The organism is Microbacterium sp. CSI-V, assembly GCF_001984105.1.
Lineage (GTDB): Bacteria > Actinomycetota > Actinomycetes > Actinomycetales > Microbacteriaceae > Microbacterium.
Window position 1 is genome coordinate 341,672 of sequence record NZ_MTQM01000009.1, and the last position, 25,284, is coordinate 366,955.

Here is a 25,284-nt window from a genome sequence, read left to right on the forward strand (position 1 = left end):
CGGGCGGTCCGGAATGCGATACGGGCAGCGGGATGTCAAGGCGCACGCGCAGAGAGTCGGCGGCTCGATAGGTTGAGGACATGCGTCAGTACATCTTCGGAACCGGTCTCCTCAGCGCCATCACCGGCGGCGTCACGTTGCTGCGCGGACTCCGCAACCACGAGGAGTTCACGTGGCGCACGGCTCTCGCGTGGCTGAGCTGGGGCATCACGCTCGCCCTGGCGGTGGGCGCCGTCGTCGACACCCGCCGCGCGCGTCGCGGGCGCACCGTCGCAGGCGATTCGCCCGTGTCGAAGAAGCAGCAGAAGCTCCTGAAGAAGCGCCTCGCCCGCTGACACGACGACGGATGCCGCGGCCTCGGGGCCGCGGCATCCGTGTGTCCAGGCGAGGTCAGCGCGTGAGGATCAGCGCGTCTCCCTGACCGCCTCCGCCGCACAACGCCACCGCGGCCGTGCCGCTCCCCCGCCGCACGAGCTCGTGCACCGCGTGCACGACGAGACGGTTGCCGGACGCCCCGATCGGGTGGCCGATGGCGATGCCGCCGCCGTGCGGATTGACGACGTCGTCGGACAGACCCAGCTCGGCCTGCGACCGGGCCACGACGGCGCCGAACGCCTCGTTGATCTCGACGTGATCGAGATCGGATGCCGCGATCCCCTGCTTCTCCAGCGCGCGGGCGATCGCATGGGCGGGCTGGGCGTGGAGCGAGTTGTCGGGCCCGGCGACCTGGCCGGACGCACCGACCGTCGCCAGCACGTCCCATCCGTACTCCTCCGCGACGGCACGCGTCGTGAGGACGACCGCCGAGGCTCCGTCCGAGATCGGCGAAGCGTTGCCCGCCGTGATCGATCCCCCCTCCGCGAAGGCCGGGCGCAGCTTGCCGAGGACCTCGACCGTCGTCTCCGGGCGGATGCCCTCGTCGGCGGTCACGAGGACCGGCTCGCCCTTGCGCTGCGGGATGGACACCGGAACGATCTCCGCGTCGAACAGGCCGGCCTCTCGCGCCGCGGCCGCGCGCTGATGCGACCGGGCGGCCACGGCATCCTGAGCCTCCCGTGTGATCTCGTACCGGGCGTTCGCGCGTTCGGTGGAGGCCCCCATGCTCTCGCGGTCGTACGCGTCGGTGAGGCCGTCGTACGCCATGTGGTCCAGGACCTCGATCGAGCCATAGGCATAGCCCTCGCGCGAGTTCGTGAGCAGGTGCGGGGCGCGGGTCATGGACTCCATACCCGCGGCCACGACGACGGTCGCGTCTCCGAGGCGGAGCATGCGGGAGGCGTCGATGACCGCGGTGAGGCCCGACAGGCAGACCTTGTTGATGGTCGCGGCGTGGACGTCCCAGCCGATGCCCGCGGCGATCGCGGCCTGCCGTGCCGCGTTCTGCCCGGCTCCGGCCTGCAGCACCTGTCCGACGAGCACGGCGTCGACGGCATCGGCGGGGATGCCGCCGCGCTCCAGGGCGCCGGAGATGGCGGCCGCGCCGAGTTGCACGGCGGTCAGCGGCGCGAGCTGTCCCTTGAGGCGCCCCTGGGGCGTGCGGGCGGCGGCGACGATGACGACGTCGGTGGCGGAGGTCATGCGTTCTGCTCCTCGGGGATGCGGACGGTGAGCGGGGGTTCGGTCGCGGCGACGACGTCGTCGACGGTGACGCCGGGGGCGAGCTCGACGAGCACGAGACCGTCGGGCGTCACGTCGATGACGGCGAGGTCGGTGATGATGCGGTCGACCACACCGCGACCGGTGAGGGGCAGCGAGCACGCGTCGACGATCTTGGGCGAGCCGTCGCGCGCGACGTGCTCCATCAGGACGATGACGCGGGCCGCGCCGTGGACGAGGTCCATCGCTCCACCCGGACCCTTCACCATCTTGCCGGGGATCATCCAGTTGGCGAGGTCACCGGATGCCGAGACCTGCATCGCGCCCAGGATCGCGGCGTCGATCTTGCCCCCGCGGATCATGCCGAAACTCGTGGCCGAGTCGAAGAAGGCAGCCCCGGGCAGCGTCGTCACCGTCTCCTTCCCGGCGTTGATGAGGTCGGCATCCACCGCATCCTCCGTCGGGTACGGGCCGACGCCCAGGATGCCGTTCTCGGACTGCAGCACGACGGTGACGCCGTCGGGCACGTGGTTGGGCACGAGGGTCGGGAGACCGATGCCGAGGTTGACGTACGAGCCGTCGGCGAGTTCGCGGGCGGCGCGCGCCGCCATCTCGATGCGGGTGAGGGCCATGTCAGCGCGCTCCTTCGGTGACGGTGCGCTTCTCGATGCGCTTCTCGATGTCGGGACCGACCTCGACGAGGCGGTGGACGAAGACGCCGGGCAGGTGCACGTCGTCGGGATCGATCTCGCCGGGCTCGACGAGGTGCTCGACCTGGGCGATGCACACGCGCCCGGCCATCGCAGCCAGCGGATTGAAGCTGCGCGCCGCCTTCCGGAAGACGAGGTTGCCGTGGCGGTCGCCCTTCCAGGCGTGGACGAGGGAGAAGTCGGTGGTGATCGCCTCTTCCAGGACGAACTCGCGCGGCTCGCCCTGCACGTCAAAAGTGCGGACGTCCTTCCGGGGCGACGCGACCGCGATGCCGCCCGCGCCGTCGTACCGTTGCGGCAGGCCACCCTCGGCGACCTGGGTGCCGACGCCGGTCTGCGTGTAGAACGCGGCGATCCCGGACCCTCCGGCGCGCAGCTTCTCGGCGAGCGTGCCCTGCGGCGTCAGCTCGAGCTCGAGTTCGCCGGAGAGGAATTGACGCTCGAACTCCTTGTTCTCGCCGACGTACGACGACGTCATCTTCCGGATCCGGCCGGCCCCGAGCAGGATGCCGAGACCCCAGTCGTCGACGCCGCAGTTGTTGGACACGACGGACAGGTCGCTCGTGCCCTGGGCGAGCAGCGCCTCGATGAGGGCGATGGGGTTGCCGGAGAGGCCGAACCCCCCGACCGCGAGCGAGGCTCCGTCGGGGATGTCGGCGACGACCTCGCTCGGCGAGGACCAGGTCTTGTCGATCACGCGGACTCCTTCGTGCAGGGATCGGTGGATTCATCCTGCGCCCGTCCCGCGCCCCCGGTCGCGTCCCTTCTTGCGATGTGGATGCCGAACCGCGTACCGTCCACATCGTGGACACAACCCCGCTCCCCCCGACTCGCGGGAACGTTCCGGGCGCTCAAGCCGTCGCGCGCGCGGCGCACCTGCTCCGACTGGTGACGGCGGCGGGGACGGAGGGGGCCGCGGTGGGCGATCTCGCGCGCCTCGCCGACCTCACACGACCGACGGCGCATCGCCTGCTGTCCGCACTGCGGCAGGAGGGCCTCGTGGACCGCGACGACGCCACCGGCCGGTGGCTGCCCGGTCCCGAGCTGTATCTGATGGGGACGATCGCGGCATCCCGGTTCGACGTGACCTCCCTCGCGCGCGACATCGTGCGCTCCCTCGCCGTCCGGACCGAGGAGAGCGCGTTCCTCTCCGTCCGCCGCGGCGATGAGACCGTCTGCCTCGTCCGCGAGGACGGCAGCTTCCCGATCCGGTCGTTCGTGCTCTCCGAGGGCGTGCGGTTCCCGCTCGGGGTCGCGTCCGCGGGGTTGGCCATCCTGGCGTTCCTGCCGCCGGACGAGGTCGACGCCTACCTCGATCGGCATGACGAGCTGTCCGACCGCTGGGGTGCGGCCCATGCGCCGACGCGCATCCGCTCGCGCATCGCCGACACGAAGGCGCGCGGCTACGCGGTGAACCCGGGCCTCATCGTCGAGGGCAGTTGGGGCATCGGCGCGGCCGTCTTCACCAGTACGGGCGAACCGCAGTGGGCGCTGAGTCTGACGGGGGTCGAGTTCCGCTTCGGCGGTGAACGCCTCGCCGAGCTCGGTCGCCTCCTGCTCGCGCACGCCCACCAGCTCTCGACCAGGATCGCCGGTCGATAATCTATACCCACGTTATATAACAGGGGTATACTTTGAGGAATGACCCGCGACGACGATCTCCAGAGACTGATCCTCGCGGTGCACGCCTTGACGCGCATCGCGGCCATCGACACCAAGAACGACGCCCCCGGTGCGCAGTGGCGCACCCTCACGCTGCTGCGTGACCACGGACCGCAGCGCCTCGGCGACCTCGCCACGCTCAGCCGCGTCTCGCAGCCCGGCATGACCCGACTCGTGCACCAAATGGAGGAGGCCGGGCTTGTCGCCCGCGGCATCCACCCCGACGATTCGCGCGTGAGCGTCGTCTCCGCGACCGACGAAGGGCTGCGCGAGCTGGACCGCTGGTTCGACGCGCTCAGCGCCGCGCTGACCCCCCACGTCGCCGATCTGACGGATGCCGAGTGGGATGCCGTGCGCACCAGCGCCGACGCTCTCGCCGCCCGCGTCGGCCTGCAGCCGGAGGTCGTGCGATGAGCTCCACCCCCAGCATCTGGAAACAGCCCGCTCAGGTCTGGGCCGTGGCGTTCGCCTGCGTGGTGGCGTTCATGGGCATCGGCCTCGTCGACCCCATCCTCCCGGCCATCGCCGAGTCGTTGGAGGCGAGCCCCGTCGAGACGGAGTTGCTGTTCACCAGCTACCTCGTGGTCACCGGACTCGCGATGCTCGTGACGAGCTGGATCTCCAGCCGGATCGGCGCGAAGGCCACCCTGCTCGTCGGACTCGGCCTGATCGTCGTGTTCGCCCTCTTCTGCGCCCTGAGCGGCAGCGTCGACGCCGTGATCGGCTTCCGCGCGGGCTGGGGCCTGGGCAACGCCCTGTTCATCTCGACGGCCCTCGCGACCATCGTCGGTGCCGCCTCGGGCGGAAGCTCCGCCGCGATCATCCTGTACGAAGCCGCCCTGGGCCTCGGCATCGCCGTCGGCCCCCTCCTCGGCGGCATCCTCGGCGAAGCCAGCTGGCGGGGACCCTTCTTCGGCGTGGTCGTCCTCATGGCGATCGCGTTCGTGGCCGTTGCGGTGCTGCTGCGCGGACCGTCGCCCGCCCGCACACCGATCCCGTTCAGCGCCCCGTTCCGCGCCCTCGGGCGTCCGGCGCTCGCGATCCTGGCCGCAACCGCGCTGTTCTACAACATCGGCTTCTTCACGCTGCTGGCGTTCTCGCCGTTCCCGCTCGGCTTCGGCGCGATGGGGATCGGACTGACGTTCTTCGGCTGGGGCCTGGCGCTGGCGATCACCAGCGTGTGGGTGGCTCCCCTGCTCCTGCGCCGGATGCGGTTGACCTCCGTGCTGCTCGTGGCCCTGCCGCTGTTGGCGGCGGACCTGCTCGTCGCGGCCTTCGTCGTCGGCTCGGCCCCCGGACTGGTGGCCTGCATCATCGTCGGCGGCCTCGTGCTCGGCATCGTCAACACCGCGCTCACCGAGGCGGTCATGGAGGCGACGGACCTCCCCCGCTCGGTCGCGTCGTCGGCGTACTCGGCGGTCCGGTTCCTCGGCGGCGCCGTGGCCCCGCCGCTCGCCGCGTTCCTGTGGCACGCCGTCAGCGCGGGAGCGCCGTACATCATGGCGACCGTCTCGGTGTTGATCGCGGCCGCGTGCGTGCTGTTCGGTCGCCGCGCGCTCGCGCACATCGATCAGGCGCACCCGACCGCTGCCGACGAAGGGGCTGCCGTCCTCGTGGGCGACGCGGCCTGACACCCGCACGCGACGAGCGCCCGGTCACCGACATCGTGTCGGCGGCCGGGCGCTCTCGCGTGGATCGGGTCAGTCGCGCACGCGTCGACGCCGAAGGACGATCGTGACGATCCCACCCGCGATCAGCGTCACGATGCCGATCCCGATCGCGGTCGCGACCGAGGGCGCGCCGGTCGAGGCGAGCCCCGCGGGAGACGCCGCGGCGGCGGATGCACTCGCGCTCGGCGTCGGCGTGGAGGTCGTCGTCGGCGATGCGGTGGGCTCGGGCGTCGCTGTGGGCTCCGGCGTCGCCGTGGGCTCGGTGGTCGGAGTTGAAGTCGGGGTCGGGGTCGGAGTGGGAGTCGGCGTGGGGTCCGGCTCCGCGAAGAGTTCACGGACGACGTCGGCCGCATGACCGGCCGCGAAGACCGCACCGGACGCGTTCGGGTGGAGGGCACCGATCTTGACTCCGCCGAACGGCAGTCCGCTCACGGGGATGCTGTCGGGCGACAGCGTGAGGCTGATGCCGTTGACGTAGGAGTCCGCGGGGGTGCACGGGCTGTGCGCCACCGAGTCGGCGAGGAGCGACACGTAGGTCGCCCCCGCCGCCTGCGTCGCCGCGGACATGGCGTCGTCGAGGTACACCTGGGTGTCGTGCAGGAGCGCAACGTCGACGTCGGTGTACGGGTAGGCGTTGGCCCGGAACCCGAGCCCCTGGAACAGTCCGGAGTAGCAGCCGGCGCTCGGGGTGTGAGCGGCGTCGGGGGCGAGAGCGGGGTAGCCGATCACCACGATCTTCGCGTTCGGCGCCCGCGTCTGGATCGTGGCGATCGCGGACTCGAGTGCCGGGGCGACCGTCTGGTCGACCTGCGTCTCGAGCGTGTTGACGGGGCCCGCGGGCGTGTCGACGACGAACTGCTCCCGGCACGTCGCATGCGTCTGCCCGTCGATGCTGCCCGCCACAGGCCCCACCGCGGAGAGCGCGACGCACATCTGACCGATGTTCCAGAAGCCGAGATCGTTGCCGCCGATGGTGAGCGTCACCAGGGCCGTGTCGGCATCCAAGGAGTCCGACTGCGCCGGAGCGGTTCCGCCGGCAACGGCCTGGGGAGTGTCGACGACGTTGGCGATCACGGCGCCGCCGCACGAGCGGTCGGTGAGGGAGAAGCCGAACTGAGCGGCGAGGAGGTGGGGGTAGTTCTGGTCGGACTGGTCGCAGCCCTGCGCGGGCTGGGTCGACGAGAGGGGCAGCCCCCACGCGGCAGCGTACGAGTCACCCAGGGCGACGTACGAGCGGCCGGTCAGGTCGGGGACGGCGGCGGCCGCCGGATTACCGGCGACGAGGAACGCCGAGAGGGCGAGGGCGACCAGGGCGGCACCGGAAACAAAGAGACGACGCATTCGGCCGACGGTAGGCGCATGCCGCGCCACGACACCGGAATCCGGCCTGCAGCCCGGCGAAGTTCACCCGGCTGCTTGACGACACCGCCCTCGCGCGTCGCCCGGGGTCACAGGCTCCCGACGACCGCGCGCGCGGCCACGGCGACCTCGCGGGCCCCCTCCGCCGACATCACGATCGAGTAGTGGTCGGTCCCCTCGCAGCGCCGTGCATCTTGCAGTCCGGGCACGTCGCGCCGCACGCGGGCGAGATCGGGGTAGAGCGGCGGGAGCTCACCCCTCAGCCCGCGTTCGGCGGCCAGCAGCACGGTGGGTCGCGGCATCCGGTCGAGGGCCCGGGTGATGTCGTCGCCGGTGTTCTGATCGAGCGAGTCGGCCTCGACGGTGGCCGGCGATGTGGCGGGCCGCCACCCCGACTCCGTCTCGATCAGGTCGTAGGCGAAGTACTCGTCGAGCAGGGGGTCCTCCCGCCCCACGAACGCCGGATGCGACCGCCAGAAGTCGCGATAGGCCGCGGCATCCCGGAAGCGCATCTCGAGACGCGCCGCCGTGGGGCCGAGCACATGCCGGATCGCTTCGCGGGGCGGCATCCCCGGTGGAAGATCCAGGGGCAGTCCCCCGTCGACGAGAACCACCGCCGCTGCCCGCTCAGGATGACGGTCGGCGAACACGGCCGACACGAACGCCCCCATGGAATGCCCGACGACGAGCGCGCGCTCGACGCCGGCGGCATCCAGGACCGCGGCGAGGTCGTCGGCGTGCGCGGCCATCCCGAACGGCCCGCCGACCGGGGCGCTGCGACCCCGCCCGCGGAGATCCGGGGCGATCAATCGGACGTCCGAAGTCTCACGCGCCACCCACATCCACGCGAGGTGCGAGGCCGTGACCCCATGCACGAGGAGCCACGGGAGGCCGTCGGCATCCGGATGCCACTCCCCCGCGTGCAGCGCCCCTCCGGCGACCGGGACGTCGAACGTGCGTGCGGTCACGACTCGGCCCGGACGGCGCGCTCGAGGCTCGCCCACAACTGCGCGAACCGGGCGTTCCAGGGACTCGCGAACACCCCCGCCTGCCAGCGGCGGTGCACCTCGTCGAGGTCGACCCATTCCGCTTCGCGCACTTCCTCCGGGTCCACCACGACGGCCGGCTCTCCGTCGACGTGGACGGTCCACAGATCGAACAGCGCCCGCTCCTCGATCACCCGCCCGACCAGGACCAGGTCATCCGGAAGGACGGAGATCCCCACTTCTTCGTCGAGCTCCCTGATCGCGCCGCGGCGACTCGATTCTCCGCGCAGCGCGCTCCCCGCCGGGAACTCCCATGCGAGCGGATAGTCCTTGCCCTCGGCCCGCAGACTCACGAGCACCCGACCGGTGGATGCCACCACGCACACGGATGCCACGATGTGGAACGACCCGGCCGGCACCGGCCCGTCGCCCCTCCGGTGGAGCGTTCCGGTGGGTGTCCCCTGGACGTCGGTGACGTCCCACATCTCGTCGTCGGCCATGCCGCCATCCTCGCGCCGCGGCGATGGAATCGCGAGGTGCACCACACGGCGACACGAAACAGGCCCCCACCCGCGAGGGTGAGGGCCTGTCGGTGCACCCCCTGGGACTCGAACCCAGAACCCACTGGTCTCCCCGGTGCGAGAACTGTAGAGATGGCGCGTGATGCGGTGGAGCTTGTTCCGCGAATTTTCGGCATCTTGTACCCGCTTCATGAGCTGAAACGTCACGCAGCTAGACGCGGTATTCCGAGGTCATCTTGCAAGAATCTTGCATGGTCTACGCATTGGACTGGTCACTCCAACCATCGCAGAGTCTCGTCTGAGACCCATGCTTCTAGCCCATCCGCCGTGACCTCGACCTCTGCCTCCAACGCCACAGTCGCTGTGAAGTCGACTCCGATCATGGGGTCGTGCAACTCGCCGTAATTCCACTCCACAAAATCGCCGTACTCCTGCACATACTCGTCCGTACGCATCCAACCCGAAATTGTGATGTCTGCGGTTGCGGTGAGACTCGTCGGCGGGATGCCCTCGGCCCTCTCGATTGTGATTGAGTCCACGGCCACCACCACCCCCTCCTCGATTCCGTATGGCAAGTGGGCCTCGCCCGCGACATCCACACCGGCCCAGGTCTGCCCGTCGAAGGCGGCGAGGTGGTCGATTACCGCCTGACGGATCAACCCGTCCTGCTCGGTCAGCAGATCTCTGCGCTCATTGACTCTGATGAGGGCCGTTGCGAACTGCGTCACGACCTCCAGACGGTCTGTGTCGAAGCCCCCGTCTTCAATTTCCTGAAGGAGATCGGGCGCAAGTGCGTCACCCTTCACAAAACCGGAATCCGCTGTCATGAAGAGAACACGGTCCTCATCCTCGACCGACGCCAGAAGCTCGATCAACCCGTGCCAGATAATCGTGTCGCGTAATCCGGTGGACTGACCCCCTTGCAGCCGACTAGGGAGCCGCCGTTCGATCTCGCGCGACACCAACTCCTGGCTCTCAACCTGGGGCCAATCGAGCACTTTGCATGCGGAACTCGCGAGGAGAGGCGCGAGTGCCCGATTGCCCGCGAGGGCGACCTGAGTCATGAGGTGAGCGAGAGCACTCTCCGCACCGGGAGCCGAAACACCGAACCGACGCTCTATCCCCCGGACATAGCCGTCCATTTCTCGTGCCGACCTCTCGGTCTGTTCCCGCACTTGCCTTTGCGCTTCAGCGAGAACCACGGGAGACAGAGCGACCTCGACCTGACCCTCCAGCAGCGCCCCCACAAGCTCACGGCTGTTGGATCTGAGCATCAGCAAGTCCGCGTGAAGCGCGTTGGTATCTGGATAGAGAATCAGCACGGAATCATCCTGGCTCGTAGTTGCAGCTAACTCGAATATTTCTCAGGTTGCAGCTGGCACAGCCCCGCGGGCGGAAACGCAGCACGACGCGCCGACCGGCTGGGCGATACCCCTCGCGTCCGGCGTATTCTGAGCACCTGGACCCCGGCGAGCGCGACCCGGGGCCGCACCTCCTCGACACTGAGCATCGACTCCAGTTGAGCAAGGGCCGAAGCGCGGGACCACAGGTCCCCTTCTGCCCCGTACATGGCGAAAGCCGCCCCTGACGACCAATCAAACGGGCGGCTCCCGCTGGAGTCCTGCTATGACCAGCGTACCCCTGCGCTCTCCTGCCCGCGTATCGTTCGATACCCCCTTGCGCGGGGTGGCTCCCTCTCTTGATTGCTCATTAGAGGCACAAAACACGCTCTCCGACGCCCTGGAGATCAAGCGCTTCATCTCCGAGTTCTCAACTCTCCCCAAGCTGAGGTCGTGCGGCACCGTCTACTTGAAGCAGCATCACAAGTGGAATCGGTGCGATCACGCTCTCTGCTCCTCGTGCTCGCGACAGCGAGCCCATGGGCGGGCCGCGATCCTGCACAGTCTCTCCGACGACCACGCCGAGATCATGACTCTGACCCTCAGCCTGGCCAGCACCCCCACGACGCCCCTCGTGGACCTCTGGGACGCTCTCGATGCCCTTCGGTCCCGATGGGTCGGGAGCCACTGGCTCCGCTCCCAGATCGACGGCTGGCGCTGGAGCATGGAACTCACCCACGCCTACAACGGCTGGCACCCACACCTGGCGTTCGTCCTATTTTCTAGAAAGACCCTCAGCCCCGCCGACTACGACAGGTTGCAGACTGACAGCGCGACCCGCTGGGCCACCATGGCATCCAAACTGGGCCACCACGCCGAGGCGGACGTGCAGATCTTGGCCAAGGTCACCCGTACGAGCGGACGCGCCGTCCGATACGCGACTAAGGGGATGATCGCGAGCCCGAAGCACAGCACGACGCCGGGGACCATCGTCCGGCGTGCAGCACGAGGTGACGCCGACGCCGCCGACCTCTGGGGGGAGATCGAGTCCGCATCCGTGGGGCGGCGCTTCCAAGGCACGGGCGGCAGCCTCCGCAAGGCCCGCAGCTCACCCCCTGGACCCCTCGTACGTGCCCACAGCGTCAACGGCGTTTAGCTGCAACTGTCCTAAGACCCACGCCTACAGGCGACGATCTCGAAAACTTCCCGCATATTGCGCCATCCGAGGTAGCTAGGGGCCGATATGACAGGACGTGAAGACCATTCAGACTCGGGCGAACGGCGCGCCAGTGTGCACCGTGTGTTCCTCGCCCCATGCCGACGCGATTCGCGACGGCCTGTCTTCAGGCGAGTCGGCTACCTCCCTCGCGCAGCGCTTCGGAGTCTCGGTAGATGCCCTGGGCCGTCACCGCCGCGCCGGTCATGACGCCGCCCGCCTAATCGTGATTGACCCCGACACCGCCGCCCTCGGGCTCATCGACAGCACCGTCGATCTTCTCCGCATGGCTCGCACCGCCTCCGAGATCGAGTACAGCCGGGGTAACCACCGTCTCGGCGCGCAGATCAGCGACAGCGCCCTCCGGGCAATTGGCACCCTCCGCGATCTCGGCATCGACTCTGACTCGATCACCGCTGACATCGCGGACGCCAAGGATGCCCGCCGCCGCGCCTACAGGCTCGCTAAGGCCTTCGATGACCTTGTGGACGCGCACCCCGAGCTGGCCCCCGAACTGGCCGAGTACGCCGAGGCGCGAGGTCTTCCCGAAGTCGCCGCCCTCCTTCGCGACGAGCCCGAGGCGGTGACGCAATCGTGACCGACCGCGACGTGGACGACATCCGTCGTCGTGCCGACGCACTCACCGAGGCGATCCAGGCCCACCCCGAGCGCATGTCTAAGGTCCGAGCCCCGGCTGCGGATCTCTTCCGCACAATCGACGCCGCGCTGGCGACAGAAACCAACTGAACCCGAGGAGAAGGACATGACCATGGACACCGACGACGGCTACGACGACCTCCTGGCCGAGCCCACGCCAACCGGCCCCTGGAGCCCCGGAGAGTGGGTCACGATCTTCGGCACCATCACGGCGAACTTCGGCGTTCCGTTCCTCGACATTTCCAAGGTCTATGCACGCGGTGACGTTGTTCAGATCACCGAGGCGACGATCCAGCACCAGGGCTACCTCCTCACGCTGGCCGACGACGAGCAGGCGCAGCTCAACCGATGGGGAGAGGTTCGCATCCGTCGCGGGCGTCACGAGATCGAGCGCTGGACCAAGCCGGGCGATCCGATCTGGACCATCGAGCACTCTGAGGCCCGCCGCGTCGCTCTTGCCGTGGTTGATCACGACGAGCGGAACGCCGCCCTCCGCGCCGTGCGTGATCGTTTCGGCGCGGCTCCCTCCGCCGACAGCGCCTTCTCATACAAGGATCTGGCCGCAGAGCGTCGCGCCTCCGACGACGCCGCCCTCCGCCGCACCCACGGTCGCCACACGTACGCGAGCAGCTGACCATGACCACCAACAACGGGATCAGGCGAGCACGCTCGACGCACCTCGTGGCAGCGCTCCTCGACCTGGGAAACGTGCCCGCCGCGGTTGTGGACCGCGCCGCCGACGACCTGTCACCCGACATCGCGACGGATCTCGTGTTCATGGCCTCCGAGCACGCCGCGATGACTCGTGCGGGCGACTACCTCGACAAGGCACGAGCCCGGGCACGAGCAGCCGGGGACCGCCGACCGGTCGCACTCGCGTACGGGTCCGACCGTCAGACGGGGCGCATTGAACCCCTCGTCCTCATGACTGCCGAGGACTTTGCCCGCCTCGTCGCGCGAGTGGCCGACGCCGAGGAGGTCGCAGCGTGACCGACCCGCATCCGCGCGTCATGGACGAGATCAGCGTGCCGACCGGCCCAAAAACGCTCAGGATCGGCGCACTCACCATCCCGGCCCCCGCCGACGCGACCTTGGCAGCTGGGCCCTCCGGACTGACATACATGCTGACAGGCGGTCGCGTCCACTGTTTCTCGCCCCGAGGCCAAGAGATCAGCGTGCCTCCGACCATCCAGGCACCCCTACGCCGCAGCTACTTCCCCTAACTTCACAGACCGCCCGTCGTGAGTCGAGACACGACGGGCACAGGGACCCGGTGTCGGCCCAACCCTTCTCCTGGGAGCGGCCCGTTTCACGGCACCCGACGCCGGGTCCCCCTAAATGGGGCGCTGCCTTTCGCGCCCCGCCGTCCCCGGGGAGCGCTCGCCCGGACCCGTGAACGCTGGCGCGTCCGCACGGGAGCCTGGAGATTCTGCCCGGGGACGGCCCCCTCGATATGTTCGTCAAATGACTTCCAAGACCAGACCTTCTCGGAACGAGTTCGGGCGGAATCGGGGAGCAAAGTGGCTACATTCCGCCGTCGCGGCTCTCATCTTCGGCCTTGCACTTCGAGGAGTGATGGCGATCTTCTCGGGTGTCTCGCAGCCCGCACACAGCAGCCCGACCGCCCCCGCGCCTCGCGCGCGCTGGGTGGTCCTGATTTGGGTCACTGCGTTTTGCGGGCTCCTGATCGGTTTCCTTTTGCGGCAGTTCACGGGGCTGGACTATGCCTTTTACGCGGTCCTCGTCGGACTCCTTGCAACAGTGCTTGGCGTAGGAACCAGCAACGCTTTCACTCCCCCCGGAACAGCGCCCTACAAGGCCCCGATTCAGCGCTTCACTGCGTTTGCTGCGGTCTTTGCCCTCGGAGTGTCACTGCCTGGAATCTCGCCCACGTGAAGTCCGGGCAGAGTCTCGAATCCAAGGATTTGAGACGAACGCCGATCACACCGCGGCGAGCGCCGCGCGAGGTGTTGCAATTGCCTCAAAACTTGTCTCTGCTACTTATCTCAGAAGTCGCGTAACAGATACAGTATGAGACATGACCACTTCGAAGAGCTTCGGGTACATCCGCGTTTCGACCCTCGCGCAGAACTTGGACCGTCAGACGGATGCTCTGATCGGCGCGGGTATCGACGCATCCGACATCTACAGCGACAAGATTTCAGGCGCGAGGCAGAGCCGCCCCGGCCTGGATGACCTCCTGTCACGTGTGCGACCGGGCGACTCGATCACCGTCGTGTCCCTGGATCGCCTGGGCCGCAGCGCGCTCCACGTGCTCAGCACCATTGCAGACCTCGAAGACAAGGGCGTCGAGGTCATCTCGTTAAAGAAGGGTGAGAACTTCGCCGGAGCCACCGGCAAGCTCATGCGCGGACTCATGGCCCTGGTGGCTGAGTGGGAGCGCGACATGAACGCCGAACGCGTCGCAGAGGCACGCGCCGCGAAAGCCGCACGCGCCAAGACCGGCGAGCAGGTCGCGGGACGACCCCGAACCGCCATGAGCGACGCGAACGTCCGCCAGGTGCGCAAGCTGCGAGCCAAGGGCCGCACCGTGGCCGAGATCGTCAAGCTGACGGGTATCTCGCGCGCCTCTGTCTATCGAGCCCTGGGCACCACCGACGCCAAGTAGACCGAGCGGCGGCGAGTCTCCACCGGCCCCTCAGCAACGCGCACAGCGCCTCTGGGAGGCTTTTCATGCACGAGTAGGTAGCTCTCCACGTCGAGCAAGCATCCCCGCGCCCTCCGAGGCCATGTCGATCATGTAGCCCGGATCGATACGAACGGCGGCGACAAACTCCCTCGTGAGGCTGTCCAGCCACGCGGCGAGCGCTGGATTGGTGGTGGCCATCTTGGCTCGCGCCTCGCACCGCCGACCGCAGAATTTCACTGCGAACCTGGCGAGCGCATACGACGCACCGCATTCTGGGCAGACGAGCGGCGTCGAGGTGGGGGCGTCGGGCATGCTCCGAGGCTACGACCTCACCCCGCCACCCCCTCGTAATCGGCGTTGTCACCCTCAAACGTCACCCTGGACTCTCGACCCGCGCAGGAGGCGGCATTCTCGAACTCCGCGAGGGCGTCGCACATGACCGAGGAATCCGCCGTTCGATACCAACGCGCACAGGAGACCGCGACCTGCGCCAGCAGTTCGAGATCAGCCCCGGCGACCGCGCGTAGCTCCTCGATCACGGGGGCGGGACTGCCCACGAGCAGGTTTCGCGCGATGATCGCGCTCAGACGCACGTCCAAGGCAGTGCGAGGTGTAAGGCGTCGCGAGGGCACGCCTGCACGATAGGTCAGGCCTCCGACGCCCGGGCTCCAGCCTCGCGGAGCGCCTGCGCCACGTCCGGGGGTATCGAGTTCACAAGGCGAGCTTCATGCGCGGGGTTGACGAAGGGACCGGGGGTAACGCCGACCCAGGCATGCAAGGACTTGGACCACGCTTCAACTGCCCTCTGAACGGTCAGCCCGATGAGCCGAGCGGAGGTATCGGGGCGATCCCAAGTAGAGACCGCGTGTACCTGCTCCCCGTGCGCCATCCCAGACAGGCCCGCGTACAGCCCGGCAAGCGAAGGGATTTCCGCGTCGATGCGCTGCGTGTATTGAAACCCGGTCTTTGCCTCTGTCCTTCCGACCCTGACGGTTGAGATGTCATCGAAGACAATCTGGCCGCGCGTGCGCGGAACTACATGGACCCGCTGTGTCTTCAGGTATCCGATGAGTTCGTTCTTCAGTTCTTTGAACCGCTCCGCGTCCTTGTCGAGCGTGTTGGCGATGCCTTTGTCAAAAGCTCGGAACATTGCTGCGTAAGCGCGCGCGGCGCGTTCGTCCGTGTTTGCCTCCGCCGACAGTAGCCAGGACGAGTTCGCAGCCACCTCGACAACCGCGCGGGCGACCGCAACGGACGGAAGCGCGAAATAGGTTTCGTTCACTAACAGGACGTTGAGCCCCTGGAGGTTCGCCACGAGAGCGTTGCCCAAGGTCTCGACGTGGGTCAGTCGGTAGTCCATGGCCAGCTTGTGCGAACCGCTCCGCACCGCGGCCATGTCCGCCCCTAGCGGACTGGAGAGTGAGGCTCTCTCGATTCTGTCACTCAGCTTCTCCATTGATGCGTCCGCGTGATTTAGGCACTGCCGCACAATGGCCACCGCAGCGGCGAGCGCCATCTGAAAGTGAGGATTTCCAACCTCGCTTCTCATCAGACACAGGCGTTATCGAACACCCGTCACCTCCGACACGCGCTGCCAACAGACGAACTGGCGCATGCCCCGAATGGGAGGATGCGGCTGTGTTCGTACCGCTCACGATAATCGCAGCCTCCGTCAGTTCTGAACCAGCTTCGGTCACGGTGGACCCGCTCGCGCTCTACGTCCTCCCCTTGGCGCTGGCACTGCTGGGAGTTGTCGGGGTCGCCATCGGCGCGTGGATTTCCGCCCGCTCCGCGCTTCGCAGTCGTCTCATCGACATGAACGCGAAAGAAGCCGAGGCCGAACGCGAGTTCGGCGTGCGCGCAGTCGCGGCGGTCACGGACCTCGGCATCGCCACGCATCATCTCATCGAGGACTTGCAAACGCGGGGCGCGGAGCTGGCGCGGGGCGCAAAGGGCCAACCTGTCTCCGTGCTGCTTACGCTCGACCCTGCTCGGATGGCGCGGGTGACCGAACTGACAGACACGTGGCGGGCTGTACTCGCGGAGTCTCAGTTCTATACGGCAGGAGCCCTTGCGGATGCGCTTCGAGATTTCGACACCCAGAGAGACGTGGTGGTTCGAATGGTGAACGCGGCGGGCACCCCGCAGGACCTCGAAGAGGCCATGAAGGAGTGCGATGCGTTCCGAGACTTCTACGCTCGCCAGGTCTACCTGCGGCTCCAGGTGGAGAAGATGCGCGGGCGCGCTCGCATCTATCACCTAGCGCACGTTCGGCGTCTTCGCCACCTTGCGAGGTCGCTGACCGACGACCTTCAACGGGAGATGATCACTGGGGAGAAGTTGGCTCGCATCGCTCAGGCTGAGCGAGTGTTGCGCACCAGCAAGCCGGGCTAGGGCCTGTGGAGTACCGCGCAGATGGACAAAACGACTTGTGTACGCTCGCCCTCGTGGACGGGCTGGACACTCCGAATTGCACGGTCTGCCTCGTTTCGGCCGGAGTCGTTCGGACCTGCCATCGATGCCCAGCGTTGCCCGTCCTGCCGGGCCGTCACAGCACCGTGAGAGCCCCGCCCCGGCACCCTCTCAGGTCGCGTCACGCTCTCCCTCGTCCAGCCACGCCTGAATCGCGCTCTCGCGGTAGCGGATGCGCCCGCCCGCGCGAATGTAGGTCGGGCCGGTTCCGCGATACCGCAGCTGGGCGAGCGCGGCGACGCTACGTCCCAGGTAGGCGGCGGCGTCAGTCGGCGTCAAGAGTCGATCACTGTTGTTAAGGTGCGTCACATGGTGTTCTACGCAGTTGCAGCCGGGAAAACTAAGGGATGAGCCAGAAAGTTTGGATCACCGACCGGTGGTTCTACACCGACGGGCCTCGCATAGGACAGAAGAAGCCGACTCACGGCGACGGCTCGCGCTGGATGGTGCAGTACTACGAAACCGTGAATGGCGAACGCAAGATGCGCAGCCGCAGCTTCCCGAAGAAGGTCGATGCGGAAAGCTTCAAAGCGAGCACGGAGAATGCGCTACGCGAGGGCTCCTACGTCTCAGATGAGATCCGCAAGAAGACCGTGGCCGATGCCGCCGCCGCCTGGATCGCCAGCAAGAAGAAACAAAAGCCCGCGAGCTTGGCGAAGTACGCCGACGCGGTAGAGAACTATGTGCTCCCCCGGTGGGGCTCGACTCGCCTAGACGCCGTCACACGCACCGACATCGACCAGTGGGTGTCTGCCCTTATGGACGGCTCCGCGCCCCGCAGAGAGGGCATGCAAGGCTCCGCGAAGGGGCTCGCACCGGCCTCGGTCGCGGCAGTAAAGAACCGGCTGAACTCCGTGCTCCTCCATGCCTTGCGTGAAGGGTGGATTTCCCGTAATCCAGCGTCCGGCGTGGAATCCCCGCGCATCGAGTCGGACCCCATCGTGTTCCTGACCTACCCCGAGCTGGAACGTCTGATCGACGCAGCGCGAATCGTCGCGACCGACCAGGACGCGCTCATGATCGCCGTCATGGGCAACATCGGACTTCGCCCCGGAGAGGTGGTCGCCCTTCAGGTCGGAGATGTCCTACTAGATCGCCGTCGCATCTCGATCTCGCGCACCGTGACGACCGACGCGGGCAACAAGCCCGTCTTAGGCACCAGCACGAAGACCCCGGCTGGGTCGCGCCTCGTCCCGATTCCTCCCCATCTCATTGAAGATCTCAGAACGCAGCTCGGCAAGCGTCGCTCTACCGCCCCCGCGTTCCCCAACAGCGTCGGCAACGTCGAGTCGCTCTCTAACTGGAGGAACCGTGTGTGGTCGAAGGCGAAGGCCGCAGCTGACGCCCCCGAGAAACTAACGCCGAAGGGCCTCAGGCACACCGCGGCGTCGCTGGCCGTCGCTGCGGGAGCCGACGTTCTGATGGTGCAGCGCATGTTGGGTCACGCCGACGCGAAGGAGACTCTGAACACCTACGCCAAGCTGTTTCCCGACCGCATGGATGAGGTCACCGCCAAGATGACGAGGGCCCGAGATAAGGCGCTTCGGAGAGCCTCGTAGCAGTAGTCATCTTGCAGAAATCTTGCATCGGCCCAAGTATGCAGAACGCCCCTCACCTAAAGAGTCCAGGTGAGGGGCGATTTCTGGTGCACCCCCTGGGACTTGAACCCAGAACCCACTGATTAAGAGTCAGTTGCTCTGCCGATTGAGCTAGAGGTGCGTTCCGTTCGGCCCGGAAAACGCGTTCCGAACCGAGGAATTACGTTACCAGGGTGACGCAGGCTCACCAAATCGGCTCAGGCTCGCCGTCTATCCTGGTCGCGTGTCCCCCATCGATGAGCCGCTCTCGAGTGCCGCGTCCGTGACTTCCGACCCGTCGCTGCGCGACGACCTCGCCCTCGCGCTGCGTCTCGCCGACGCCGCCGACGCCGTCGCCATGGCGCGGTTCGACGCGGCCGATCTGCGGATCGACACCAAGCCCGACCGCACTCACGTGACCGAGGCCGACCTCGCCACCGAGCGCGCGATCCGCGGGAACCTGGATGCCGAGCGCCCCGACGACGCGATCCTCGGCGAGGAGTACGGGACCTCCGGAGACACCGCGCGCCGATGGGTCATCGATCCGATCGACGGCACGCACAACTACATGCGCGGCATCCCGGTGTGGGCCACGCTCATCGCGCTCACCGTCGACGGCGTGCCGCAGGTCGGCGTCGTCAGCCAACCCGCGCTGGGACGCCGGTGGTGGGCGGCGACCGGCCTCGGCGCGTGGACCAACGGCCGCGACGGCGAGCCCCGTAGCATCCGCGTGTCCGGCGTCGACGACATCGCGCACTCCAGCATCAGCTTCCAGAGCATCGAGCAGTGGGACGACGTCGACCTCGTCCCGACGCTCGAACGCCTGGCACGCGCCGTGTGGCGCGACCGCGGGTACGGTGACGCGCTCCCGTACATGTGGCTGGCCGAGGGCCGACTCGAGCTCGTCGCCGAGTTCGGCGTCAAGGAGTACGACATCGCCGCGATCGCGCCCATCGTGCGCGAGGCCGGCGGCCGGTTCTCGGCGTTCGACGGTTCCGACCGGCTCGACGCGGAGTCGTCGCTCGCGACGAACGGCGTTCTGCACGACGACTTCCTCGCCTTCCTCCACGCGGAGGACACCCCGTGACGCGGCGGACCCTCGCCGCAGCGTCGGCGGCACTCCTGACAGCGATCGCGCTCGCCGCGTGCGCCCCGAGCACGGCAGCCGCCCCCAGCGCGACCCCGATCATCCTCGAGGGCGGTCCGACCTCGACGCCGGACGCGTCCCCCACCGACGAGTCCGACGCCGGGACGACCGACCCGACGTGCGAGACGATCATCCTCTCCTCGACCGCCGCCGACTTCGAGAGCATCGGGTGGAAGCCGCAGAGCGAGCCCCTCCGCGTCGGAGCGACGGAGGTGCCCGACGGCATCCTGTGCAAGTGGAGCGACGGCTCTGCGACGGCCGCGGGCGTCCAGATGTTCGGCTGGGCGCCGATCGACGCCACCGCCGCCGACAAGGCGGAGGACGATCTCGTCGCCTCGGGCTGGAAGCGGGAGGATGGCGCGAACGGCGAGGTCTACGTGACCGAGAATCCCGACTGGCTCGCGGGGCGCGGTGCGGACGGCTACGGCATCACGTATCTCTTCGGCGACGGCTGGGTGAAGGTGGCCGACACGAAGCAGAGCCTGGTGCTCATCGACTGGCCGCAGGGTCAGCGGTAGGGATTCACCGCGTCGACGGATCCGGATGCCGCGTGCCCCTGGTCCCACGCGTCGCCTCGCGCTTCGCGCTCGCGCCAGATGCCGTCGAGCCGCAGCACGCGCTCGGCGAGGGCGACCCAGTCGTTCCACGACCCCGCGGGCACGGAGACGCCGTCGGAGGCGACGGCGCGCCACGCCGAGGAATCGGCATCCGGGTCGAGCTGGAACGGACCGACATCGATGCGCTGGGTGCGGGGATCGGGCATCCTCCGACGCTAGGTCGCCGGCGCGGTGGGCGGCAAGCGGTCGCGTAGGCTCGACCCTCGTGGCTATCGGCGCGACCATTCACACCTTCACGGTGCAGCTCTCCGACGTCGATCGCGGCGTGTACGAAGAATTGCAGCTGCGGGTTGCCCGGCATCCATCCGAGACCGACCCGTACATGCTCACGCGCGTCCTGGCCTACTGCCTCGAGTACGAGGAGGGCATCGCCTTCAGCGAGGGCGTCGCCGCGACCGACGAACCCGCCGTCTCGGTGCGGGATCTCACCGGCGCACTCGTGGCCTGGATCGAGGTGGGAGCCCCGGATGCCGCCCGCCTCCACGCCGGCAGCATGAAGGCCGAGCGGGTCGCCGTCTACACCCACCGCGACCCCGAGAAGGTGGCCGCGCCATGGGCCGGCAAGCGCATCCACCGCGGTGACGAGGTGCTGCTGCACTCGTTCGACCCGGGATTCGTCGAGCGGATGGCGGGCGCGATCGAGCGCCGCAACACCGCGACCCTCACCCGCACCGAGGGTCGCGTCTACCTCGAGTTCAACGACGCGTCCGGCGAGAGCGACGTGCACACGCGGTCCGCGGCATAGATCCGAAGGTCGCCGCATCGATAGCCTGGTCGCCGAAGCCGACCAGCATTCATCGACGTCGGCAACACTTCTCGCGATCCGGAGGATCCCCTTGGACGACCTCGTCATGGAGATAATGACCCTCGCACAGCGCGGCGAGGCCGAGATGGGATCTGGAGTCTCTGAGCAGGAGATAAGCGAGGCAGAGTCACTCCTCGGGTCTTTCCCGCCCGACTTCCACGTCTACCTCCGGACGTTCGCGTGGATGTCGATCGGGAGCAGTGAATTCTTCGGACTCGGTCCCGACGTCGAGTACCCGTCGATGCTGGTCACGCAGGCGACGCTTCACGAACGCGCCGACGGCGGGCTCCCGTTGGACATGATCACGTTCTTGAACAATGGAGCTGGAGATCTGGCGTGCTTTCGCGGTCACCCGGACACCGACGACGTGGGAGCGGTCTACTGGTTCCTGCATGAGACCCGTGAACTCGAAGCGACGGGTCGGACGTTCACCGAATTCGTGCGCGAGTGCATCGACTGGGTCCTCGACGAATCGAATTCGTGATGGTCACGGCCACCCGCGCGGGGAGCCCGGTGACCGATCTGCCCTGCACAAGGACTCACGCCCCGAGGGCATAAAGCAGAAGACCGCCCCGTGGGGCGGTCTTCCGTACTCCGTCGGTGTGACGATGGTTCGTGGAGCTGGGGGGAATCGAACCCCCGTCCAACGCTGGGTCTCCGCGTTTTCTCCGGGCGCAGTCTGTGCAGACGTTCTGCTCGGCCCCGACCTTTGTCACAGACACCTAAGTCGACAGGCCCAGTCCGGGAAAAGTCCCGCGTGACGTCCGGACGCCGTCACACAGCAAGACCCCTAAATGACGCCAGGATCCGTGGCGGGGTCACACACGGTCTGACGGACTATCGGGCTCGCTTACGCAGCGAGGGCGAAGTCAGTGCGCTTGGTTTCGGCACTTATTGTTTTGCAGGGAGCGTTTACGAGATAACCCCACATCCTCGGCCCGCTTCTCGCAGGTTCGCAGGCGCTGTCGAAACCGATCAGCCCCGGGAACTCCGTGTAGGAGCGACCATCGTCACACTGTGGAATTGCCATCCTCGGATGCCGAAGCACCCGAGCATCACAGACTACAACGGATCGCGCCCCTGGGCCATTCCCGGCCTCTCCCCTAGGCTCGCCGCATGAGTCAGGTCACCATCACCGTCCGCGGCGAGAGCGAAACGCGCGTGCGCGCCGAAGAGGCCGCGGTGCGCGTCACCGTGTCCACCGACGGTCCCTCTCGCGGTCCCGTGGTCGAGCGCGCGCAGGAGCGGGCGGCATCGGTCCAGGACGGGCTGGTCGCGCACCTGCGGTCGGGCGAGGTCTCGGAGTGGTCGAGCGCACGCGTGTCCGTCTGGTCCGACCGCCCCTGGAACAGCGAGGGCGCCCAACTGCCCCTCGTGCACCACGCGAGCGTGGAGCTGTCGGCCACCTTCACCGACGCCGGTGCGCTGTCGTGGTGGCTGGGCGACGTCGCCGAGTCGGACGACGTGCAGGTCACCGCGGTGGACTGGCGCCTCGCCCGCGACACCCGCGTGGGCGTCGAACGCAAGGTGGCCGCCGCGGCCGTGCAGGTCGCCGTGGGGCGGGCGGCCGCCTACGCCGAGGCGCTGGGACTGGCGTCCGTCACCGCTGTCGAGATCGCGGACGCGGGCCTGCTGGAGTCGCGACAGGATGCCGCGGCTCCCCGCATGATGTTCGCGAAGGCGGACACGGGTACCTCGTTCAGCCTGCAGCCGCCCGAGTTGGTCGTCGGCGCGACCGTCGAAGGCCGATTCGTCGCCGAGTGAGGGTCACTCCCCCAGGCGGTTCTTCGTGCGCATCGCGCGTTCCGCCTCGCGCTTGTCTTCGCGCTCGCGGATCGTCTGGCGCTTCTCGAACTCGCGCTTGCCCTTCGCGACCGCGATCTCGACCTTGGCGCGGCCGTCGAGGAAGTAGAGGCGCAGGGGCACGAGCGTGTACCCGCCCGCGGCGACCGCGTGCGAGAGCTTCACGATCTCGTCCTTGTGCAGCAGCAGCTTGCGCGTGCGCTTGGCGGAGTGGTTGGTCCAGTGGCCCTGCGAGTACTCCGGGATGTGGACGGCATCCAGGTACGCCTGACCACCGTCGATGTAGGCGTAGCCGTCGGTGAGGTTCGCCCGCCCCTGCCGGAGCGATTTCACCTCGGTGCCCGTCAGCACGAGCCCGGCTTCGTACGTCTTCTCGATCGCGTAGTCGTGACGCGCCTTCTTGTTCGACGCGATGAGCTTTTCACCCTGCTCACGAGGCATGGTGCCACCTCCTCATGATTCCGGGCACACAGAGCCCCTCAGTCTACGCGATCAGGCGCGCAGCCAGCGGCGGATCGCGAAGCTCGCGCTCAGCGCCGCCAGCAGCACGCCGATGACGATGATCACCGGCACGACGATCGCGACGTCGGAGAAGCCCACCCACGACGTGATGAACGAGATCCGCTCGCGCAGATACTGGTTGACGCCGACCTCGACGATCGCCCACACCGCGACGCTCGCGAGAGCCGAACCGATGAGCGCGGCCAGCACGCCCTCGAGCACGAACGGCGTCTGGATGAACCTGTTCGACGCGCCCACGAGTCGCATGATGCCGAGTTCGCGGCGCCGGGCGAAAGCCGACAGCCGGATCGTGGTCGCGATGAGCAGCACGGCGGCGATGAGCATCAGACCGGCGATGCCGACGGCGACGTAGGTCGCCACGGTGAGCGTCTGGAACAGCGGCTCCAGATACTGCATCTGGTCGGTCACCTCTTCGACGCCGGCTTGGTTGCTGAACGCCTCGGAGATCACGTCCGACTGGCTCTGATCGACCAGGTTGATGCTGAAGGTGGCGTTGAACTGGTCGGCGGTGACGACGTCGGCGATGTCCGCCGACAGCAGCCCCTTGGCGTTCTCGAAGGCCTCGTCACTGGTCTGGAACGTGAAGTTGCGGATCAACGGCGCCAGTGAAGGGCCCTCGAGCGTCGCGCGGACCTGGTCGATCTGGTCCTGGCTGGCCGCTTCACCCGCGGTGCAGGACGGCTTGTCCGACACGGTCGAGCACATGAAGACGGCGACCTGGGCGCGATCGGTCCAGTACGACTGCATCTTGCCGATCTGCATCTGCATGAGCATCGCGGCGCCGACGAACGTGAGCGAGACGAACGTCACCAGGATCACCGAGATGACCATCGAGGCGTTGCGACGCAGACCGGAGAAGGCCTCCGAGAGGATGAGACCGAATCTCATGAGGTGGGTCCCACTTCGTCGTCGCGGTCGTTCTTGTCGGCGAGGCCGAGGCGGTCGGCGAGTCCGAGCGCATCGACATCGGGCGTCGTGACGGGGACCGAGCGCGTGTGCGTCGAGGGCTCCGGCGCCGCTTCCGTCGCCGGCGCGGCCGCGGCCCGCTCGGCCTCGGCGCGCTGCGCGTCCTCGAGGTTCAGCGGCTCGACGGCGCCGGTGATATGCGCGACCTCGCGCTGCACCTCCAAGACGGCGGTCAGGGCGGCGACCGCGGCCGCGCCCCTCTCGACCTCGGGGGCGAGCCGGGGCAGACCGGACGTGTCGCCGTATCCACCGCGCCGCTCGTCACGGACCATCTCGCCGTTGCTCAGCTCGATCACGCGTCGCTGCATCTGGTCGACGAAGCCTGCCTCGTGCGTGGCCATGACCACCGTCGTGCCGCCGGCGTTGATCCGCGCGAGCAGCTGCATAATGTCGATGGAGGTGCCGGGATCCAGGTTTCCGGTCGGCTCGTCGGCGAGCAGCACCTGAGGTCGGTTCACCAGCGCGCGGGCGATCGCGACACGCTGCTGCTCACCGCCGGAGAGCTCGTGAGGAAGTCGCTTCTCCTTGCCGTCCAGTCCGACGAGCGCGAGCACCTCGGGCACGGCCTGCTGGATGAAGCCGCGCGAGGCGCCCGTGACCTGGAGGGTGAAGGCGACGTTCTGGTGCACGGTCTTGTTGGGCAGGAGTCGGAAGTCCTGGAAGACCGATCCGATGTGGCGCCGGAAGTACGGCACCTTCCGGTTGGAGAGGGTGCGCAGGTCTCGCCCGAGGACGACCACCCTCCCCTCGCTCGGCGTCTCCGCCCGCAGGATGAGCTGCAGGCACGACGACTTGCCGGAGCCGGAAGCTCCGACGAGGAAGACGAACTCTCCGCGCTGCACCTCGAAGTCGACGGCGTTCAACGCCGGTCTCGTGGTGCCGCGATACCGCTTGGTGACGTTCTCGAACCGGATCATGGCTCGACGAGCCTAAGCGCGCGATGCGCCCAGCTCGACAGGACGCGCCGGGTCTCGAAACCGGGAGAGTCCTATGGATGCCACGACCGTG

The 25,284-nt window shown here is 67.9% G+C and carries 32 protein-coding genes, 1 tRNA gene and 1 other RNA gene; 17 read left to right on the forward strand and 17 right to left on the reverse strand.

Features of this window, described 5'->3' with window-relative positions; all coding sequences use genetic code 11:
- Positions 1 to 80 precede the first annotated feature (80 nt).
- Positions 81 to 335, forward strand: a complete 255-nt coding sequence (locus CSIV_RS12355) for a hypothetical protein (RefSeq protein ID WP_077051699.1) — start codon at positions 81 to 83, stop codon at positions 333 to 335.
- A gap of 55 nt (positions 336 to 390) precedes the next feature.
- Here the strand turns inward: CSIV_RS12355 and CSIV_RS12360 are convergent, their stop codons facing one another.
- Genes CSIV_RS12360 through CSIV_RS12370 form a run of 3 tightly spaced genes read right to left on the reverse strand, consistent with a single transcriptional unit; the run spans position 391 to position 3,003 of the window.
- Positions 391 to 1,578 (reverse strand): acetyl-CoA C-acetyltransferase, encoded by a 1,188-nt coding sequence (locus tag CSIV_RS12360; RefSeq protein ID WP_077051700.1) that lies wholly within the window; start codon positions 1,576 to 1,578, stop codon positions 391 to 393.
- Positions 1,575 to 2,228, reverse strand: coding sequence for a CoA transferase subunit B (locus tag CSIV_RS12365; protein ID WP_175627611.1), 654 nt, complete (start codon positions 2,226 to 2,228; stop codon positions 1,575 to 1,577). The genes CSIV_RS12360 and CSIV_RS12365 overlap by 4 nt, the downstream gene beginning before the upstream one ends.
- A 1-nt stretch (position 2,229) precedes the next feature.
- Positions 2,230 to 3,003: a CoA transferase subunit A gene (locus tag CSIV_RS12370; RefSeq protein ID WP_077051701.1), complete on the reverse strand. Its 774-nt coding sequence runs from the start codon at positions 3,001 to 3,003 to the stop codon at positions 2,230 to 2,232.
- Between the two features lie 107 nt (positions 3,004 to 3,110).
- On the opposite strand from CSIV_RS12370, the gene CSIV_RS12375 reads away from it, so the two are divergent.
- Genes CSIV_RS12375 through CSIV_RS12385 form a run of 3 tightly spaced genes read left to right on the forward strand, consistent with a single transcriptional unit; the run spans position 3,111 to position 5,599 of the window.
- Positions 3,111 to 3,908 (forward strand): IclR family transcriptional regulator, encoded by a 798-nt coding sequence (locus CSIV_RS12375; protein WP_077052643.1) that lies wholly within the window; start codon positions 3,111 to 3,113, stop codon positions 3,906 to 3,908.
- Positions 3,909 to 3,947: 39 nt separating this feature from the next.
- On the forward strand, positions 3,948 to 4,382 hold the full coding sequence (locus CSIV_RS12380; RefSeq protein ID WP_077051702.1) for a MarR family winged helix-turn-helix transcriptional regulator: 435 nt from the start codon (positions 3,948 to 3,950) through the stop codon (positions 4,380 to 4,382).
- Positions 4,379 to 5,599, forward strand: coding sequence for an MFS transporter (locus CSIV_RS12385; protein ID WP_077051703.1), 1,221 nt, complete (start codon positions 4,379 to 4,381; stop codon positions 5,597 to 5,599). The genes CSIV_RS12380 and CSIV_RS12385 overlap by 4 nt, the downstream gene beginning before the upstream one ends.
- Positions 5,600 to 5,668: 69 nt before the next feature.
- Here the strand turns inward: CSIV_RS12385 and CSIV_RS12390 are convergent, their stop codons facing one another.
- The 4 genes from CSIV_RS12390 to CSIV_RS12405 all read right to left on the reverse strand — a co-directional run bounded on the left by CSIV_RS12390 (position 5,669) and on the right by CSIV_RS12405 (position 9,826).
- The gene (locus CSIV_RS12390) at positions 5,669 to 6,979 is read right to left on the reverse strand and encodes an SGNH/GDSL hydrolase family protein (protein ID WP_077051704.1); all 1,311 of its coding nucleotides are present in this window, start codon (positions 6,977 to 6,979) and stop codon (positions 5,669 to 5,671) included.
- Between the two features lie 107 nt (positions 6,980 to 7,086).
- Positions 7,087 to 7,965, reverse strand: a complete 879-nt coding sequence (locus tag CSIV_RS12395) for an alpha/beta hydrolase (RefSeq protein WP_238592374.1) — start codon at positions 7,963 to 7,965, stop codon at positions 7,087 to 7,089.
- Entirely contained in the window at positions 7,962 to 8,483 is a 522-nt protein-coding gene (locus CSIV_RS12400) for an NUDIX hydrolase (RefSeq protein WP_077051706.1), read from the reverse strand. The genes CSIV_RS12395 and CSIV_RS12400 overlap by 4 nt, the downstream gene beginning before the upstream one ends.
- A gap of 293 nt (positions 8,484 to 8,776) precedes the next feature.
- Entirely contained in the window at positions 8,777 to 9,826 is a 1,050-nt protein-coding gene (locus CSIV_RS12405) for a PIN domain-containing protein (protein ID WP_077051707.1), read from the reverse strand.
- Positions 9,827 to 10,433: 607 nt separating this feature from the next.
- Between CSIV_RS12405 and CSIV_RS12410 the strand changes: the two genes are divergently transcribed.
- From CSIV_RS12410 to CSIV_RS12440, 6 genes are all read left to right on the forward strand, one after another.
- A complete protein-coding gene (locus tag CSIV_RS12410) occupies positions 10,434 to 11,000 on the forward strand; it encodes a hypothetical protein (protein WP_139340703.1) in 567 nt (188 codons plus the stop codon).
- 97 nt (positions 11,001 to 11,097) lie between these two features.
- A complete protein-coding gene (locus tag CSIV_RS12415) occupies positions 11,098 to 11,658 on the forward strand; it encodes a hypothetical protein (protein ID WP_077051709.1) in 561 nt (186 codons plus the stop codon).
- Complete coding sequence (locus CSIV_RS18440) at positions 11,655 to 11,807, forward strand: hypothetical protein (RefSeq protein WP_160897410.1); 153 nt, start codon at positions 11,655 to 11,657, stop codon at positions 11,805 to 11,807. Before CSIV_RS12415 ends, CSIV_RS18440 begins: the two co-directional genes overlap by 4 nt.
- 16 nt (positions 11,808 to 11,823) lie before the next feature.
- The gene (locus tag CSIV_RS12420; RefSeq protein ID WP_077051710.1) at positions 11,824 to 12,351 is read left to right on the forward strand and encodes a hypothetical protein; all 528 of its coding nucleotides are present in this window, start codon (positions 11,824 to 11,826) and stop codon (positions 12,349 to 12,351) included.
- Between the two features lie 2 nt (positions 12,352 to 12,353).
- Positions 12,354 to 12,707 carry a hypothetical protein gene (locus tag CSIV_RS12425; RefSeq protein ID WP_077051711.1) on the forward strand — a complete coding sequence of 118 codons (354 nt, stop codon included), beginning with the start codon at positions 12,354 to 12,356 and terminating at the stop codon, positions 12,705 to 12,707.
- 1,048 nt (positions 12,708 to 13,755) lie between these two features.
- Positions 13,756 to 14,346, forward strand: a complete 591-nt coding sequence (locus CSIV_RS12440) for a recombinase family protein (protein WP_077051714.1) — start codon at positions 13,756 to 13,758, stop codon at positions 14,344 to 14,346.
- Positions 14,347 to 14,409: 63 nt separating this feature from the next.
- Here the strand turns inward: CSIV_RS12440 and CSIV_RS18105 are convergent, their stop codons facing one another.
- Genes CSIV_RS18105 through CSIV_RS12450 form a run of 3 tightly spaced genes read right to left on the reverse strand, consistent with a single transcriptional unit; the run spans position 14,410 to position 15,763 of the window.
- Positions 14,410 to 14,679, reverse strand: a complete 270-nt coding sequence (locus CSIV_RS18105; RefSeq protein ID WP_139340704.1) for a hypothetical protein — start codon at positions 14,677 to 14,679, stop codon at positions 14,410 to 14,412.
- Positions 14,680 to 14,696: 17 nt separating this feature from the next.
- Complete coding sequence (locus CSIV_RS12445) at positions 14,697 to 14,966, reverse strand: hypothetical protein (protein WP_139340705.1); 270 nt, start codon at positions 14,964 to 14,966, stop codon at positions 14,697 to 14,699.
- A 47-nt stretch (positions 14,967 to 15,013) separates the two neighbouring features.
- Positions 15,014 to 15,763 (reverse strand): hypothetical protein, encoded by a 750-nt coding sequence (locus CSIV_RS12450; protein WP_139340706.1) that lies wholly within the window; start codon positions 15,761 to 15,763, stop codon positions 15,014 to 15,016.
- A 242-nt stretch (positions 15,764 to 16,005) separates the two neighbouring features.
- On the opposite strand from CSIV_RS12450, the gene CSIV_RS12455 reads away from it, so the two are divergent.
- Positions 16,006 to 16,761: a hypothetical protein gene (locus CSIV_RS12455; RefSeq protein WP_077051717.1), complete on the forward strand. Its 756-nt coding sequence runs from the start codon at positions 16,006 to 16,008 to the stop codon at positions 16,759 to 16,761.
- Positions 16,762 to 16,950: 189 nt separating this feature from the next.
- On the opposite strand, the gene CSIV_RS12460 is transcribed toward CSIV_RS12455, so the two are convergent.
- A complete protein-coding gene (locus CSIV_RS12460) occupies positions 16,951 to 17,118 on the reverse strand; it encodes a helix-turn-helix transcriptional regulator (protein ID WP_202400770.1) in 168 nt (55 codons plus the stop codon).
- A gap of 68 nt (positions 17,119 to 17,186) precedes the next feature.
- Between CSIV_RS12460 and CSIV_RS12465 the strand changes: the two genes are divergently transcribed.
- On the forward strand, positions 17,187 to 18,398 hold the full coding sequence (locus CSIV_RS12465) for a tyrosine-type recombinase/integrase (RefSeq protein WP_077051719.1): 1,212 nt from the start codon (positions 17,187 to 17,189) through the stop codon (positions 18,396 to 18,398).
- 84 nt (positions 18,399 to 18,482) lie between these two features.
- Here CSIV_RS12465 and CSIV_RS12470 read toward each other — a convergent pair.
- Positions 18,483 to 18,558 (reverse strand) — tRNA-Lys (locus CSIV_RS12470).
- A gap of 102 nt (positions 18,559 to 18,660) precedes the next feature.
- Between CSIV_RS12470 and CSIV_RS12475 the strand changes: the two genes are divergently transcribed.
- Both CSIV_RS12475 and CSIV_RS12480 read left to right on the forward strand, forming a co-directional pair.
- The gene (locus CSIV_RS12475; protein ID WP_077051720.1) at positions 18,661 to 19,503 is read left to right on the forward strand and encodes an inositol monophosphatase family protein; all 843 of its coding nucleotides are present in this window, start codon (positions 18,661 to 18,663) and stop codon (positions 19,501 to 19,503) included.
- Positions 19,500 to 20,081: a hypothetical protein gene (locus tag CSIV_RS12480; protein ID WP_077051721.1), complete on the forward strand. Its 582-nt coding sequence runs from the start codon at positions 19,500 to 19,502 to the stop codon at positions 20,079 to 20,081. Before CSIV_RS12475 ends, CSIV_RS12480 begins: the two co-directional genes overlap by 4 nt.
- On the opposite strand, the gene CSIV_RS12485 is transcribed toward CSIV_RS12480, so the two are convergent.
- Positions 20,072 to 20,326, reverse strand: coding sequence for a hypothetical protein (locus CSIV_RS12485; protein WP_077051722.1), 255 nt, complete (start codon positions 20,324 to 20,326; stop codon positions 20,072 to 20,074). The two genes, CSIV_RS12480 and CSIV_RS12485, sit on opposite strands and share 10 nt — an antisense overlap.
- A gap of 59 nt (positions 20,327 to 20,385) precedes the next feature.
- On the opposite strand from CSIV_RS12485, the gene CSIV_RS12490 reads away from it, so the two are divergent.
- Entirely contained in the window at positions 20,386 to 20,925 is a 540-nt protein-coding gene (locus CSIV_RS12490; RefSeq protein ID WP_077051723.1) for a YaeQ family protein, read from the forward strand.
- A 91-nt stretch (positions 20,926 to 21,016) separates the two neighbouring features.
- Positions 21,017 to 21,469 carry an SMI1/KNR4 family protein gene (locus tag CSIV_RS12495; RefSeq protein WP_077051724.1) on the forward strand — a complete coding sequence of 151 codons (453 nt, stop codon included), beginning with the start codon at positions 21,017 to 21,019 and terminating at the stop codon, positions 21,467 to 21,469.
- Between the two features lie 129 nt (positions 21,470 to 21,598).
- On the opposite strand, the gene ssrA is transcribed toward CSIV_RS12495, so the two are convergent.
- Positions 21,599 to 21,968: a transfer-messenger RNA gene (gene ssrA / locus CSIV_RS12500) on the reverse strand.
- 133 nt (positions 21,969 to 22,101) lie between these two features.
- Between ssrA and CSIV_RS12505 the strand changes: the two genes are divergently transcribed.
- A complete protein-coding gene (locus CSIV_RS12505; RefSeq protein WP_077051725.1) occupies positions 22,102 to 22,749 on the forward strand; it encodes an SIMPL domain-containing protein in 648 nt (215 codons plus the stop codon).
- Between the two features lie 3 nt (positions 22,750 to 22,752).
- Here CSIV_RS12505 and smpB read toward each other — a convergent pair whose 3' ends face one another.
- The 3 genes from smpB to ftsE are packed head-to-tail and all read right to left on the reverse strand — an operon-like array spanning position 22,753 to position 25,193.
- Positions 22,753 to 23,229: an SsrA-binding protein SmpB gene (smpB, locus tag CSIV_RS12510; RefSeq protein ID WP_022878410.1), complete on the reverse strand. Its 477-nt coding sequence runs from the start codon at positions 23,227 to 23,229 to the stop codon at positions 22,753 to 22,755.
- A 51-nt stretch (positions 23,230 to 23,280) separates the two neighbouring features.
- Positions 23,281 to 24,198, reverse strand: coding sequence for a permease-like cell division protein FtsX (ftsX, locus tag CSIV_RS12515; protein WP_077051726.1), 918 nt, complete (start codon positions 24,196 to 24,198; stop codon positions 23,281 to 23,283).
- A complete protein-coding gene (ftsE, locus tag CSIV_RS12520; RefSeq protein WP_077051727.1) occupies positions 24,195 to 25,193 on the reverse strand; it encodes a cell division ATP-binding protein FtsE in 999 nt (332 codons plus the stop codon). Before ftsE ends, ftsX begins: the two co-directional genes overlap by 4 nt.
- Positions 25,194 to 25,284: the final 91 nt, after the last annotated feature.